Consider the following 13,165-nt stretch of genomic DNA (forward strand, 5'->3'; position numbering starts at 1 on the left):
GACGAGAAGAACATGGCAGGCCTCTTCGTCGACTACCTCGCACGGCGGCTCCCCCTCGTCGAGCGGGCGCTCGCGGACTCCGCAGGCGCGCCCCTCACGTCGGAGGGCGTCGCGGGCGACCTCGCGCGCTACCTCTACGACCCGCTGACGCGCTTCACCGCGAGCGGCGGCAAGCGCGTGCGCCCCGTGCTCGCGCTGCTCGGCGCCGAGGCCGTGGGCGGCGCGCCCGAGGACGCGCTCTCGTGCGCGGTGGCCGTCGAGCTCTTCCAGAGCGCGGCCCTCGTCCACGACGACATCGCCGACGAGGGCGAGCTGCGGCGCGGCGAGCCGTGCCTGTACCGCACCGAGGGCACCGGCCTGGCGATAAACGCCGGCGACCTCGCGCTCACCCGCGTCTTTGAGGTGATTCTCGAGGACGGTCGGCTCGACGCCGACCGCAAGGCGCTCGTCCTCTCGGAGGTCGCCCGCATGGAGCGCCACACGCTCGAGGGGCAGGCGCTCGACCTCGGCTGGGTCCGCGACGGCCGCTGGGACGTGACGCCCGACGACTACGCCTACATGGTTCGCAGCAAGACCGCGTGGTACACCGTCGCGAGCCCGCTCGTCCTGGGCGCGCTCGCCGCCGGGGCCGCGCGCGAGGCGGCGGAGGACCTCGTGCGGGTCGGCATCCCCGCCGGGCTCGCCTTCCAGATCCAGGACGACCTGCTCAACCTCACGGGCGACGCCGAGGCGCAGGGCAAGGACTTCCGCTCGGACGTCACCGAGGGCAAGCGCACGCTCGCGGTGGTCTGGGCGCTCGCGCATCTCGGACCCGAGGAGCGTGACGAGCTCGTCGGGCTTCTCGACGCGCACGTCACCGACGCGCGCGACCTCGAGCGGGCGGTCGAGCTGATCGGGCGCGGCGGCGGCCTCGATCGCTGCCGCGAGCTGGCGCGGCGTCACACGGACGAGGCGACGGGCGCCGCCCGGGCCCTCGCACAGGAGGGTCGCATCACGGTTGAGGCTCGCGACCTGCTGTGCTCTATGGCAGACTTCTTCGTGGAGCGCGCCAGCTAGGCGCGCGGGCCACGGTCAGGAGAGACGATGGAAACGATACGCGAAGGGGCTACGGGCGTAGCCGTCGAGGACATACAGGAGCGCCTGGCGTCGCTCGGCTACGAGATCGACGCGACGGAGCGCGAGGGTCGCGCCTTCGGCCGCTCCACGGCCACGGCGGTCGCGCGCTTCCGTCTGGACCACGGCCTCTCGCTCGGCGACGCCGTGGACGCGCCGACGTGGTCGGTCCTCGTCGACGAGTGCTACCAGCTCGGCGACAGGACGCTCTACCTGCGCCTTCCCAACTTCCATGGCAACGACGTGCGCCAGCTCCAGGAGCGGCTCAACGTGCTCGGGTTCTCCTGCGGTCCGGTCGACGGCGTCTACGGCGTCCACACCGAGGCGGCCGTCAAGCTCTTCCAGGAGAGCATCGGCGCGCTCGCCGACGGCATGGCGTTCCAGGACACCTTCGACGCGATCGAGCGCCTGCGCCACGTCTGGGCCGGCAAGCCCGCCGACGGACCGCACCCCCAGGGCGCGATGGGCTTCGCCCGGGCCGCGAGCGTGCTCGAGGCGGCCGGCATCGCCATCACCGCCGACGACCCGATCTCGCGCAACGTGGCCGGGCGCATCTGGAACCTCGCCCACGCCACCGTCGACGACTGCGCGCTCGAGCTCGTCGACGCCCCCGCTGACGCCGGCGACGACACCCGCGTCCTCATCGTCCTCTCGACCGAGCCGCTCCCGGACAACGTGGCCGCCGGCGTGGGCAACCTCTCCCTCGACGACGTCGACACGCTGCCCCTGCGCCTGCGCACGGCGATCCAGAGCTCCGGCACCACGCCGCGCGCCATCCGCATCGAGCTGCCCGTCGGCTCCGCCGCCTTCACCATGAGCGACGCGCAGACCTTCGCCGTGCTCCTGCTCGACGCCATCTGCGCCGCCTTCGACCACCTCGACCTGTAAGCGGGTCGCCGGGGAGCCCCGGCGACAGACGGGAGGGCCCATGTTCAGCCCGTTCCGAGACGCAGACGGCACGCCCAAGGCCCTGGCCGAGGTGGCGTGGGACGACCTCTCCCAGCTCGCCGACCTCGACGAGGGCTTCGTGCTCGAGTTCAAGCGCGACTACACCTCATCCGTCCAGCGCAAGATACCCAAGATCATCGCCTCGTTCGCCAACTCGCGCGGCGGCTGGCTCGTGATCGGCATCTCCGACGAGGAGCACGCCGTCTGCCCCGTCGCGCGGCGCGACGCGGACTTCGGCCAGATCATCGGCGAGCTCTGCCGCCGCCATGTCTCGCCCGCTCCGCCCTTTGACGTGCGCTTCCTGCCCGACCCCGCCGACGAGGCGCGCGGCGTCGTCATCGTGCGCGTAGACGAGGGCGGGTTTCCGCCCTACATCGCCGACGGCGTGGTTGAGATCCGCGAGGGCTCCACGTCCGGCCCCGCCACGGGGGCGGCCCTCGTGGAGCTCTACGGGAAGGCGACCGGCCGGCGACGCGAGATCGCGGAGTTCTGCAACAGGACCGTCTTCTATCCCGCCACGGGCCCCGACGGTCAGCCGCTGCCGCTCTTTGACCTCTACCTCTACCGGATGGCGCGCCCCGAGGGCGTCCCCTCTCGCGAGGAGGTCGCCGTCCACGTGGGGGCCATGCGCGCCGCGTTCGCCCAGCAGGGCGTCACCTGCCACGTGAGCCACGCCCACGACTCCCTCATCCTCCGCACGGCCCTGCCCGCCGGCCCGCGCGACGTCCACTCCGCGATCGAGCTCCTTCCCGACGAGTCGATGAAGCTCACCGTCCCCGCCGTCCTTCTCGACGAGGGAGAGCGCGGCCGGGCCGTGACGCGCATGCGGAGCCTCGGGCTCTTCTCGCCCGAGGAGGGCCACCTCATCGACGCGCGAGCCACGATGCGCCGCGTCTCGCGCATGGCCTCGCTGCTCGACCGCTACGTCCGCGCGCGCAGGATCGCCTGGCAGGGCTACGCCGTGGCCTACGAGCTGGAGAACATGGCCGGCATCATCCTGTGGAGCGACTCCCCCGTCTACCAGGACTACATTGCCGAGAAGGGCGTGCTCTCGTGCGGGACCACGGACTGCCGCAGCCGCGTGCGCTACCTCGACGACGGCGCGCACGACTCGTTCCGCGCGCGGCAGTTCGCGGGGAGCCACTTCTTCGAGGCGTGCGGCCTGCCGCTCGGCTCCCCCGACCCCCAGGACGCCGCGCTCGTGGACGCGCTGCTCAGCACCGCGGGCGAGCCGCGACGCGCTGCCACGAATCCCGAGTGACGCGCGTTCTTCTCGCCGTTCCTGGCGCGCCTCGGCCCCCGGTACCGCCCGCGCGCCCCTTCCTGCTACAATGGCCCCGGCGGCACAGGGGTATCGTCCAATGGTTAGGACAGTGGTTTTTGGTGCCATCAATGTGGGTTCGAATCCTACTACCCCTGCCACCGCTGCCTCGCGTTATCATGTTTGTGTAAGGGACTCACGCGTCGCTTGGAGGCTACCTATGCCCATGACCGCGATCGTCCTCGCCGCCGGCGAGGGAACGCGCATGAAGTCCCGTCACCCCAAGGTTATGCACAAGCTCCTCGATCGACCGCTCGTCTCCTGGGTCACGCGCGCCGCGCGCGAGGCCGGGGCCGAGCGCATCGTCGTGGTCGTGGGGCATGGCGCCGACGAGGTGCGGGCACATCTTGCAAACGAGAAGGACGTCGAGTGCGTCGAGCAGACGGAGCGCCTGGGCACCGGCCACGCCGTGCGCGTGGCGCTCGAGGGCGCGGGCGTCTCCGAGGGCCCGCTGCTCGTCCTCAACGGCGACGGCCCGCTCGTGGAGCCGGAGACCCTGCGCCGCCTGATCGCCCCCGTCGAGGCGGGCGAGGCTGCGGCGGCGATTCTCACCTGGACGCCCGAGGACCCCACCGGCTACGGCCGCCTGGAGTTCGACGCCGAGGGCTCCGTCACGCGCATCATCGAGCAGAAGGACTGCACGCCCGAGCAGGCGGCGTCCCTCACCGCCTGCAACCCCGGCTTCTACGCCTTCGACGCCGCGCTTCTCGCCGCCCACATCGGCGAGCTCTCCACGGAGAACGTCCAGCACGAGTACTACCTCACGGACATGGTCTCCGTCCTGCGCGGCCACGACCACAAGGTTGCCGCCGTCTCCACCGACGACGCCGACGAGCTGCTCGGCGTCAACAGCCGCGCCCAGCTCGCCGAGCTCTCCGCCATCGCGCGCGACCGCATCAACGCCCGCCTCATGGCCGAGGGCGTCACGATGCTCGACCCCGCGACCACCTGGGTGGGCCCCGACGTCACCGTCGGGCGCGACACCGTCCTGCTCCCCATGACCATGCTCTGGGGCGCAACGACCGTGGGCGAGGAGTGCGTGCTCGGCCCCAACACGCGCCTCACGAACTGCACCGTAGCCGACCACGTCTCCCTGGAGGAGACCGTGGGCACGGACGTCACCATCGAGCGTGACGTCACCTGCGGCCCGCGCGCGTACCTGCGCGGCGGCGCGCACGTGCTGGCCGGCGCGCACGTGGGCACGCACGTGGAGATCAAGAACTCCACGATCGGCGAGGGCTCCAAGGTGCCGCACCTCTCCTACATCGGCGACTGTACGATGGGCGCGGGCGTCAACATCGGCGGCGGCTCCATCACCTGCAACTACGACGGCGTGCACAAGAACCGCACCGTCATCGGCGACAACGTCTTCGTGGGCTCCGACACCATGATGGTCGCACCCGTCACGATCGGCGACGGCGCGCTCGTGGGCGCGAGCTCCTGCGTCACCAAGGACGTCCCCGCCGACGCGCTCTACCTCGAGCGCAGCCAGGAGCGCATTGTTGAGGGGTACGCCTCGCGGCGGCTCGAGAGACTCAAGAGAGATGAGGCCTAGATGTACGAGAACCTGAGCGAGCCCATGCCGCTGAAGAAGGAAATCAAGCTCTACACCGGTACGGGCAACCCCGCTCTGGCCGAGAAGGTCGCGGACATCCTGCACCTCGAGCTCCAGGGCCTCAAGATCGAGAAGTTCGCCAACGGCGAGATCTACGCCCGCTTCGACGAGTCCGTCCGCGGCGACGACGTCTTCTTCATCCAGTCGCTCTCCGGCGTCAACGTGAACGACCTGCTGATGGAGACCCTCGTCGTGGCCGACGCGGCCAAGCGCGCCTCCGTCTCCAAGTTCACCGCCGTGCTCCCCCACTACTGCTACGCCCGCCAGGACCGCAAGGCGTCCGCGCGCGAGCCGATCACCGCGCGCCTCGTGGCCAACATCCTCGAGGCGGCCGGCGTCGACCAGGTCATCACCATCGACCTGCACCAGGGCCAGATCCAGGGCTTCTTCGACATCCCCGTGACGCACCTCACGGCCCTGTACCTGATCGGCGACTACTTCCGCGCCAAGGACTTCGACTGGGACAACACCGTTGTGGTCTCCCCCGACATGGGCCGCGCCAAGGTCGCCAAGCGCCTCTCCGACTACCTGGGCTGCGAGTTCGCCATCGCCCACAAGAGCCGCCCCAAGCACAACGCGTCCGAGGTCATGGGCATCATCGGCAACATCGAGGGCAAGACCTGCATCGTCAACGACGACATGATCGACACCGCCGGGACCCTCTGCGGCACCGTCCGCAAGCTCAAGGAGATGGGCGCCGGCGACATCTACGTCTCCGCGACCCACGGCATCTTCTCCGGCCCCGCCATCGAGCGCCTCGAGGACGCGCCGCTCGAGGAGTGCGTCGTCACCGACATCATCCCCTGCGAGGCCGCCAACAAGCCCGGCTCCAAGATTCGCGCCATCTCCGTGGCCAACGAGCTTGCCGAGGCCATCCACAGCGTCTACATGCGCCAGTCCGTCTCCGAGATCTTCGGGGGTCGCGGCGCCGAGATCTGATGGAAAAGGTGTTAATTGGGGACAGTCCCCAATTAACAGAAACGTTTGATGTTTGGCGGGGTCGCCTTCGGGCGGCCCCGCATCCCATGAGGAGCAGCATGCCCGCCCAGAAACCCGCAGCAAAACCCACCGCCATCAAGATTGTCTGCGGCCTCGGCAACCCGGACGCCGAGTACGCCCGCACCCGGCACAACGCCGGCTTCGCCACGATCGACGCCGTGGCCGCGCGCCGGGGCGTGCGCTACTGGAAGTCCGAGGCCGGCGCGCAGGTGGCCTCCATCACGGTGTCTGACAAGGACGGCGAGAGGCGCGAGGTCCTTCTCGCCAAGCCGATGAGCTACATGAACACCTCGGGCGGGCCGCTCTCCAAGCTGGCGCGCGCCCACCACGTGAGGCCCGCCGAGATCCTGGTGGTCCACGACGAGGTCGACCTGGCCGCAGGCGAGGTCAAGCTCAAGCTAGGCGGCGGTCTCAACGCGCACAACGGCCTGCGCTCCGTCGCCGACAAGCTCGGCAGCCGCGACTTCGCGCGCGTGCAGTTTGGCATCGGCCGTCCGCCCGGACGCATGGCCGTGGCCGACTACGTGCTGCGCGAGCTCAAGGGCTCCTTCCTCGAGGACTTCGAGCTCACCGTCGAGCGCGCCGCCGACCTCGTGGAGCAGACGCTGGCATAGGGGCCGCGCGGCAGGTCTAGGGCTTTCGTTTGGCCAGCTCCTCGCACAGGGCCGGAATGTCCCTGCTCACGATGTCCCAAGCCATCTCCTTGTCGGCTTGGTAATAGACATGTGCAAGCAGGTTGCGAAATCCTTTGATGTTTCTCCAAGGCTGGTCGGGGAGGGCCTCCTTGAGATCATCGGATAGCATTCCGGCATCTTCAACAATCTGAAGCACCAGTATCATGATGGCGTCATAGGCCAGCAGGACGGCTTCGGAATCATCGTTGATGAACGAATCGCGCGTCGTAGCGGTAAACGAGATGCGGGCAGCCAGGCGTTCGCCGTTCTTCACTATCCGGTCGATGCGTCGCTGGTCCTTATCGAGCATAGACGAGCACCTGCTCCCGCTCGATCTGCGCAAGAAAGTCGGCGTCAAAGTCCTTGTCGCGCGCGCGCGCACAACGTCTACGCTGGCGCCGCACTGACGGGAGAACTCCTCCCGTATCTCATCCAGGTCGCCAAAATCGAGACTGGCGCCCCGCTCGATGCGCAGGTCAAGATCGCTCTCGTCGGTGGCATCGCCGCGCGCTTGAGACCCAAAGACGTAGGCACGGGTCACATCAAAGCGCGGGAGAATGCGCGCCGCCGCTTCGGCATGGCACGTCTTTCTCTCTGCCCGCGCCCGGTCACCTTTGCCAAGAATCCCGAGTAGCGCGTACCCAAATGGCTCCTGAGGCGCGCGTAAACCCGGATTCATGGTCGTCCGGACAAGAATCCCGACTAGCGCACGGCGAGAAGAGCGCGCTACTCGGGATTCTTGGTAGCGCCGTCGCCGAGAAGACCGCACTTCTCGGCCGCTGCGGCGCACGCGGCGAACACGCCTCGCCGCCCGCCGCTCTTCTCGGCCGCCCGCGCCGGAATGCGCCAGCGCTAGGCTACAATGGCTTGTTGGAGGGGCCGCGCGGCCCCACAACGAGGGAATGCAGGAGAGGAGTGCGGTTAATGTACAAGATCCTCGAAAAGACGCAGTTCTCGGAGAAGGTGTTCAAGTTCCGCATCGAGGCGCCCCGGATGGCCAAGCACGCTCACGCCGGCCAGTTCCTGATGGTGCGCGCCAACGAGACGGGCGAGCGCGTCCCGTTCACGCTCGCGGGCTGGAACGCCGACGAGGGCTGGGTCGAGTTCATCTTCATGGTGATCGGCAAGACCACGGAGATGCTGTCCACCTACAACGAGGGCGACTCCATCAAGGACGTCACCGGCCCGCTGGGCATGCCCACCGAGATGGACGAGGGCCCCTGCGCGGTCATCGGCGGCGGCGTGGGCCTGGCCATCGCCTACCCCGTTGCCAAGCACCTGGTGGAGACCGGCCACGAGGTCCACGCCATCATGGGCGCGCGCACCAAGGACCTGCTGCTGCTTGAGGAGCAGTTCCGCGAGCTCCTGCCGGCCGACCACATCCACATCACCACCGACGACGGCTCCTACGGCGAGAAGGGCGTGGTCACCGCGCCGCTCGAGCGCCTGCTGCAGGAGAAGGCCGTCTCCCAGGTCTTCTGCGTCGGCCCCGTGCCGATGATGAAGTTCTCCGCCCTCACGGCCGAGAAGTACAACACGCCGATCACCGCGTCGCTCAACCCGATCATGGTCGACGGCACCGGCATGTGCGGCTGCTGCCGCGTCGAGGTCGACGGCCAGACGAAGTTCGCCTGCGTCGACGGCCCCGACTTCGACGCCACCAAGGTCGACTGGAACGACCTTCGCGCGCGTCAGGCCGCGTATCTCACCGAGGAGGGCCAGTCCCTCAAGGCCTACGAGGAGGCGAACTGCGCATGCCACAGGTAAACGGTCGCTTTGTTCCGGACATGAAGTCCCCGCGCACCCCGGACAACGAGGAGCCGGCCGCCGAGCGCGCGTGCGACTTCCGCCCCGTTGACAAGGGCTTCACCAAGGAGATGGCGCTTGCCGAGGCCGAGCGCTGCATGGACTGCAAGAAGCCGTTCTGCGTCGAGGGCTGCCCCGTCAACATCAACATCCCCAAGTTCATCGAGAAGATCCGCGAGGAGAAGTTCGGCGAGGCGCTGGACATCATCCGCGAGGACTCGATGCTGCCCGCCATCTGCGGCCGCGTGTGCCCGCAGGAGAACCAGTGCGAGGGCAAGTGCATCCGCGGCAAGAAGGGCGAGCCGGTGGCCATCGGCCAGCTGGAGCGCTTCCTCGGCGACCAGCCCGAGCTCGCCTCCCAGCCCAAGATGGCGCCCAAGAACGGCAAGAAGGTCGCCGTGGTGGGCTCCGGCCCCTCCGGCATCACCTGCGCCGGCGAGCTGGCCCGCAACGGCTTTGACGTCACCGTCTTCGAGGCCTTCTTCACCGGCGGCGGCGTGCTCGTCTACGGCATCCCCGAGTTCCGTCTACCCAAGGCCGTCGTCAAGCGCGAGATCGACGGCCTGGAGGAGATGGGCGTCAAGTTTGAGTACAACTCCGTCGTGGGCCGCATCACGGACGCCGAGGAGCTCTTCGCAGAGGGCTACGACGCCATCTACATCGCCACGGGCGCGGGCCTGCCCAAGTTCCTCAACGTCCCGGGCGAGAACCTCCCCAACGTCTTCTTTGCCAACGAGTACCTCACGCGCGTGAACCTCATGAAGGCGAACAAGTTCCCCGAGTACGACACGCCCACCAAGCACGGCAAGAACGTCGTGGTCTTTGGCGGCGGCAACGTTGCCATGGACGCGGTGCGCACCGCCAAGCGCCTCGGCGCCGAGCGCGCGATCATTGCCTACCGCCGCACCGAGGCCGAGATGCCCGCCCGTCGCGCGGAGCTGCACCACGCCAAGGCCGAGGGCGTCGAGGTCATGCCGCTCGTGGCGCCGCTCGAGTTCGTGAAGGGCGAGGACGGCGCCGTCTGTGCCGTGCGCGTGCAGAAGATGGAGCTCGGCGAGCCCGACGCCTCCGGGCGCCGTCGCCCGGTGCCCATCGAGGGCGCCATCGAGGAGATCCCCTGCGACGTGGCCATCTCCGCCATCGGCACCAACGCCAACCCGTTCGCCAAGATGATCGGCGACATCAAGCTCAACAAGTGGGGCTACATCATCGCCGACGAGGACGGCCGCACGTCCGACCCGCGCATCTGGGCCGGCGGCGACATCGTCACCGGAGCGGCCACGGTCATCCTGGCCATGGGCGCCGGCAAGACCGCGGCGGCGAGCATCACCAAGGCGCTCGTCGGGTAACACGGGCGAGAAGAACGCCCGACCGCACGGTTCGGCCCTCCCGGTTTCCAGAAACCGGGAGGGCCTTCTCTTACAGCGCGACGTTCTTCTCGCCAGAATTAACGCGCATCGTTTGCAGTGCGCGTTAATCTCACCTGCAGACATACGACATGAAAACAAACCGTGCGCATTACTCGATGCCCAACAACCCAAACCCCTCAAGGTAGAGGACCTTCGCGCCTGAACTAAACGAGAAGAGCCCCCGGGTGTTCCGGAGAGAAGTTCCGCGCAGCGCACTTCTCGAAGGAACACCCGGGGGCTCCCCGAGTCAGGTCAGTTCAGGCGCGAGCCTTTAGTACATGCCGCCCTGGCCGCCCTGGGCCGCCGCCGCAGAGATGGCCTCCTCGATGGTGGTGTTCTTGGGCTCGTCGGAGACGGTGGCCTCGGTGATGAGGATCAGCGACGCCACGGAGGCGGCGTTCTGCAGCGTGACGCGGCAGACCTTGACCGGGTCGAGCACGCCCATCTCGATCATGTCGCCGTACTCGCCGGTGGCAGAGTCGAGGCCCTGGCCGGCCGGGAGCGTCTTGATCTTCTCGGCCACGACGGAGCCCTCGAAGCCGGCGTTGTTGGCGATGGTCTTCACGGGCGCCTCGAGCGCCTTGCGGACGATCTCCACGCCGATCTTCTCATCCGAGTCAACGGTCTCGACGCCGTCGAGCACCTTGGAGGCCTCGAGGAACGCCACGCCGCCGCCGGCGACGATGCCCTCCTCGACGGCCGCGCGGGTCGCCTGCAGGGCGTCCTCGATGCGGTGCTTGATCTCCTTGAGCTCGACCTCGGTGGCAGCGCCGACCTTGATGACGGCCACGCCGCCGGCCAGCTTGGCCAGGCGCTCCTGCAGCTTCTCCTTGTCGAAGTCGGAGGTGGTCACGTCGTACTCGGCCTTGATCTGGGCGATGCGCTCGTCGATGGCCTGCTTGGAGCCGGCGCCGCCGACGATGGTGGTGTCGTCCTTGGTGATCTTGACGGACTTGGCGCGGCCGAGCATCTCGGCGGTGACGTCGGTGAGCTGGACGCCGAGCTCCTTCATGGCCACCTGGCCGCCGGTCAGGATGGCGATGTCCTCGAGCATGCGCTTGCGGCGGTCGCCGTAGCCCGGGGCCTTGACGGCGCAGACGTTGAGGACGCCGCGGAGCTTGTTGAGGATCAGCGTGGCCAGGGCCTCGCCGTCAACGTCCTCGGCGATGATCAGCAGCGGCGCGCCCTGCTTCTGGACGGCCTCCAGAATCGGCAGGATGTCCTGGATGTTGGAGACCTTCTGGTCGGTCATGAGAATGTACGGGGAGTCGAGCTCGGCCGTCATCGTCTCGTTGTTGGTCGAGAAGTACGGGGAGATGTAGCCCTTGTCGAACTGCATGCCCTCGACGGTGTCGATGTCGATGCCGAAGGTCTGGGACTCCTCGACGGTGATGACGCCGTCCTTGCCCACGACCTCCATGGCGTCGGAGATCTTGGCGCCGATCTCGGGGTCGGAGGCGGAGATGGTGCCGACGGAAGCGATCTGCTTCTTGGTGGAGACCTCCTGCGCGTTCTTGCGCATCTCCTCGACGACGGCGTTCACGGCCTTGTCGACGCCACGACGGATGGCGATGGGGTTGGCGCCGGCGGCCACGTTGCGCAGGCCCTCGTTGACGATGACCTGGGCCAGCAGCGTGGCGGTGGTGGTGCCGTCACCCACGGCGTCGTTGGTCTTGGTGGCGACCTCCTTCACGAGCTGGGCGCCCATGTTCTCGATCGGGTCCTTGAGCTCGATCTCCTTGGCCACGGAGACACCGTCGTTGGTGATGGTGGGGGCGCCGTAGGAGCGCTGGAGCGCCACGTAGCGGCCCTTGGGGCCCATGGTGGTGGTCACGGCGTCAGCAAGGGTGTTCACGCCCTTGGCGAGCTTGGCGCGAGCGTCGGTGCCAAAAAGAATGTCCTTAGCCATTTCTTGTTCCTCCAAGTTTGCGGTTCTTCTCGCTGCGAGCGATCGTTAGTCCTCGATGACGGCGTAGATGTCGTCGGCGCGGAGCAGCAGGAAGTCCTCGCCGTCGATCTTGACCTCGTTGCCGCCGAACTTGCCGTAGTAGACCTCGTCGCCGACCTTCACGTCGATGGCGATGCGCTCGCCCTTGTCGTTCATCTTGCCGGCGCCGACGGCCACGACCTGGCCACGCTGCGGCTTCTCCTGGGCGCCACTGGAGATGTAGAGACCCGTGGAGGTCTTCTCCTCCTTGGGAGCGGGCTTCACGAGGACGCGGTCACCAAGCGGCTTGAGAGTCATGTTCAAGTACCTCCTTCTTGTGCCCGAGGGCACGTCTGCGGCGCCGATGCGCGCCGCCATAGCCAACGTTGAGAATGATACCCACCCGCGCGGACTTATACCACTGAGATAGAAAAAATCTTCCAACACGCACTTAGATTTTCTGCGGCGGCGGCGCGCACGGCGAGCAGGCCGGACGGACCGTCGAGAATCGAGGCTCACAAAAGTGCCCGGACGAGCGGCGCCTAGAGCGAGAAGGCACGTTTTAGGCAGATTAATCCGGAACCCTCGGGTATCGAAGCGCCATCGCTCACAAAACCGCAGGCAGACGGCGTGACATTTAGGCGGTACTTCGGCCTCCCGCATCAATCTGCCTAAAACCGTAGCAAAGGTGAACCCCCGCACGCCCGCGCCATGGATGCCGCTCGCCGAGCGCGCGCCACCTCCAAGGCCCGACGGGTACCCTATAGGCGGGAGGCGAGCTGCCATGAAGCCCACGACATCTCGCAACGTTGCGATCCTGGCGATCGTGGCCATCTTTGTCGTCACGGTCGTCTCGTGCGTCACGCTGCCGAGCGCGACGCCGCCCGTCCCGGAGGCGGACGTCCCCGAGGCGCACCTCAGCGCCGTTGGCTCCAAGGACGAGCTCACCCTCACCTTTGGCAGCTACGACTGGAGCTACACCGTGGACGGCCAGGACTACGGGGCGCAGCTGCTGCAGGTCGGCCCGCAGCAGTGGGACGTGAGCGAGCTGGCGCAGCTGGACGCGGGCGGCACGACCCCCGTCACCGTGTGCTTTGACGAGACACCGATCACCGCCTATGTGCGCGGCTGGAACGAGGACGAGCTGGGCGCGGAATCGATCCAGGACTCGCCCCTCTTCCGGCGGGTCCGACCCGTGCTCAACGACTTTGACTCGCTGGGTGACGAGGTTCCCTCGACCTACAAGGACGGCCGGCTCGCCTTTGAGGTGGAGCCCGGCCGGCGCTACGCCGTGCGCACGACCTTTGGGTCCGGCAGCAACCACGTGGAGTACGTCTTCACCGTGCGGTAACC

General features: G+C 67.9%; 12 protein-coding genes and 1 tRNA gene. 10 read left to right on the forward strand and 3 right to left on the reverse strand.

The annotated features are described in order from the left end of the window. Nucleotides 1–12: 12 nt before the first annotated feature. The 7 genes from H6A07_RS06890 (at nucleotide 13) to pth (ending at nucleotide 6,610) form a co-directional block, all read left to right on the forward strand. A complete protein-coding gene (locus H6A07_RS06890) occupies nucleotides 13–1,056 on the forward strand; it encodes a polyprenyl synthetase family protein (protein WP_204814199.1) in 1,044 nt (347 codons plus the stop codon). Between the two features lie 27 nt (nucleotides 1,057–1,083). After that, nucleotides 1,084–2,001: a peptidoglycan-binding domain-containing protein gene (locus H6A07_RS06895; protein ID WP_204814200.1), complete on the forward strand. Its 918-nt coding sequence runs from the start codon at nucleotides 1,084–1,086 to the stop codon at nucleotides 1,999–2,001. Nucleotides 2,002–2,041: 40 nt separating this feature from the next. Next, nucleotides 2,042–3,322 carry an AlbA family DNA-binding domain-containing protein gene (locus H6A07_RS06900; protein WP_204814201.1) on the forward strand — a complete coding sequence of 427 codons (1,281 nt, stop codon included), beginning with the start codon at nucleotides 2,042–2,044 and terminating at the stop codon, nucleotides 3,320–3,322. 86 nt (nucleotides 3,323–3,408) lie between these two features. Next, nucleotides 3,409–3,483: transfer RNA gene (locus H6A07_RS06905), tRNA-Gln, on the forward strand. A gap of 59 nt (nucleotides 3,484–3,542) precedes the next feature. Further along, nucleotides 3,543–4,937 (forward strand): bifunctional UDP-N-acetylglucosamine diphosphorylase/glucosamine-1-phosphate N-acetyltransferase GlmU, encoded by a 1,395-nt coding sequence (glmU, locus tag H6A07_RS06910; RefSeq protein ID WP_204814202.1) that lies wholly within the window; start codon nucleotides 3,543–3,545, stop codon nucleotides 4,935–4,937. Beyond that, the gene (locus H6A07_RS06915; protein WP_204814203.1) at nucleotides 4,938–5,936 is read left to right on the forward strand and encodes a ribose-phosphate diphosphokinase; all 999 of its coding nucleotides are present in this window, start codon (nucleotides 4,938–4,940) and stop codon (nucleotides 5,934–5,936) included. Nucleotides 5,937–6,034: 98 nt separating this feature from the next. Further along, nucleotides 6,035–6,610, forward strand: coding sequence for an aminoacyl-tRNA hydrolase (gene pth, locus H6A07_RS06920; protein WP_204814204.1), 576 nt, complete (start codon nucleotides 6,035–6,037; stop codon nucleotides 6,608–6,610). 16 nt (nucleotides 6,611–6,626) lie between these two features. Here the strand turns inward: pth and H6A07_RS06925 are convergent, their stop codons facing one another. Next, nucleotides 6,627–7,349, reverse strand: coding sequence for a HepT-like ribonuclease domain-containing protein (locus H6A07_RS06925; RefSeq protein ID WP_204814205.1), 723 nt, complete (start codon nucleotides 7,347–7,349; stop codon nucleotides 6,627–6,629). A gap of 245 nt (nucleotides 7,350–7,594) precedes the next feature. On the opposite strand from H6A07_RS06925, the gene H6A07_RS06930 reads away from it, so the two are divergent. Together H6A07_RS06930 and gltA are read left to right on the forward strand one after the other, a co-directional pair. After that, nucleotides 7,595–8,437, forward strand: coding sequence for a sulfide/dihydroorotate dehydrogenase-like FAD/NAD-binding protein (locus H6A07_RS06930; protein ID WP_204814206.1), 843 nt, complete (start codon nucleotides 7,595–7,597; stop codon nucleotides 8,435–8,437). Next, nucleotides 8,425–9,825 carry an NADPH-dependent glutamate synthase gene (gltA, locus tag H6A07_RS06935; protein ID WP_204814207.1) on the forward strand — a complete coding sequence of 467 codons (1,401 nt, stop codon included), beginning with the start codon at nucleotides 8,425–8,427 and terminating at the stop codon, nucleotides 9,823–9,825. The genes H6A07_RS06930 and gltA overlap by 13 nt, the downstream gene beginning before the upstream one ends. Before the next feature lie 331 nt (nucleotides 9,826–10,156). On the opposite strand, the gene groL is transcribed toward gltA, so the two are convergent. Further along, entirely contained in the window at nucleotides 10,157–11,794 is a 1,638-nt protein-coding gene (gene groL, locus H6A07_RS06940) for a chaperonin GroEL (protein ID WP_204814208.1), read from the reverse strand. Between the two features lie 45 nt (nucleotides 11,795–11,839). Continuing rightward, nucleotides 11,840–12,130 (reverse strand): co-chaperone GroES, encoded by a 291-nt coding sequence (gene groES, locus H6A07_RS06945; protein ID WP_075278909.1) that lies wholly within the window; start codon nucleotides 12,128–12,130, stop codon nucleotides 11,840–11,842. A gap of 466 nt (nucleotides 12,131–12,596) precedes the next feature. Here groES and H6A07_RS06950 point away from each other — a divergent pair, with 466 nt between their 5' ends. Further along, nucleotides 12,597–13,163, forward strand: coding sequence for a hypothetical protein (locus tag H6A07_RS06950; protein ID WP_204814209.1), 567 nt, complete (start codon nucleotides 12,597–12,599; stop codon nucleotides 13,161–13,163). The last annotated feature ends 2 nt before the right edge of the window (nucleotides 13,164–13,165 follow it).

It is taken from the genome of Olsenella uli (assembly GCF_016899935.1).
Taxonomy (GTDB): Bacteria; Actinomycetota; Coriobacteriia; order Coriobacteriales; family Atopobiaceae; genus Thermophilibacter; species Thermophilibacter uli_B.

Excerpts from the sequence above, each read along its gene's own strand:
- gltA (WP_204814207.1), top strand. The coding sequence starts at position 8,425 with ATGCCACAGGTAAACGGTCGCTTTGTTCCGGACATGAAGTCCCCGCGC.
- H6A07_RS06900 (WP_204814201.1), top strand. The coding sequence starts at position 2,042 with ATGTTCAGCCCGTTCCGAGACGCAGACGGCACGCCCAAGGCCCTGGCC.
- groL (WP_204814208.1), bottom strand. The coding sequence starts at position 11,794 with ATGGCTAAGGACATTCTTTTTGGCACCGACGCTCGCGCCAAGCTCGCC.
- H6A07_RS06895 (WP_204814200.1), top strand. The coding sequence starts at position 1,084 with ATGGAAACGATACGCGAAGGGGCTACGGGCGTAGCCGTCGAGGACATA.
- H6A07_RS06890 (WP_204814199.1), top strand. The coding sequence starts at position 13 with ATGGCAGGCCTCTTCGTCGACTACCTCGCACGGCGGCTCCCCCTCGTC.
- H6A07_RS06930 (WP_204814206.1), top strand. The coding sequence starts at position 7,595 with ATGTACAAGATCCTCGAAAAGACGCAGTTCTCGGAGAAGGTGTTCAAG.
- H6A07_RS06925 (WP_204814205.1), bottom strand. The coding sequence starts at position 7,349 with ATGAATCCGGGTTTACGCGCGCCTCAGGAGCCATTTGGGTACGCGCTA.
- H6A07_RS06915 (WP_204814203.1), top strand. The coding sequence starts at position 4,938 with ATGTACGAGAACCTGAGCGAGCCCATGCCGCTGAAGAAGGAAATCAAG.
- H6A07_RS06950 (WP_204814209.1), top strand. The coding sequence starts at position 12,597 with ATGAAGCCCACGACATCTCGCAACGTTGCGATCCTGGCGATCGTGGCC.
- glmU (WP_204814202.1), top strand. The coding sequence starts at position 3,543 with ATGCCCATGACCGCGATCGTCCTCGCCGCCGGCGAGGGAACGCGCATG.
- pth (WP_204814204.1), top strand. The coding sequence starts at position 6,035 with ATGCCCGCCCAGAAACCCGCAGCAAAACCCACCGCCATCAAGATTGTC.
- groES (WP_075278909.1), bottom strand. The coding sequence starts at position 12,130 with ATGACTCTCAAGCCGCTTGGTGACCGCGTCCTCGTGAAGCCCGCTCCC.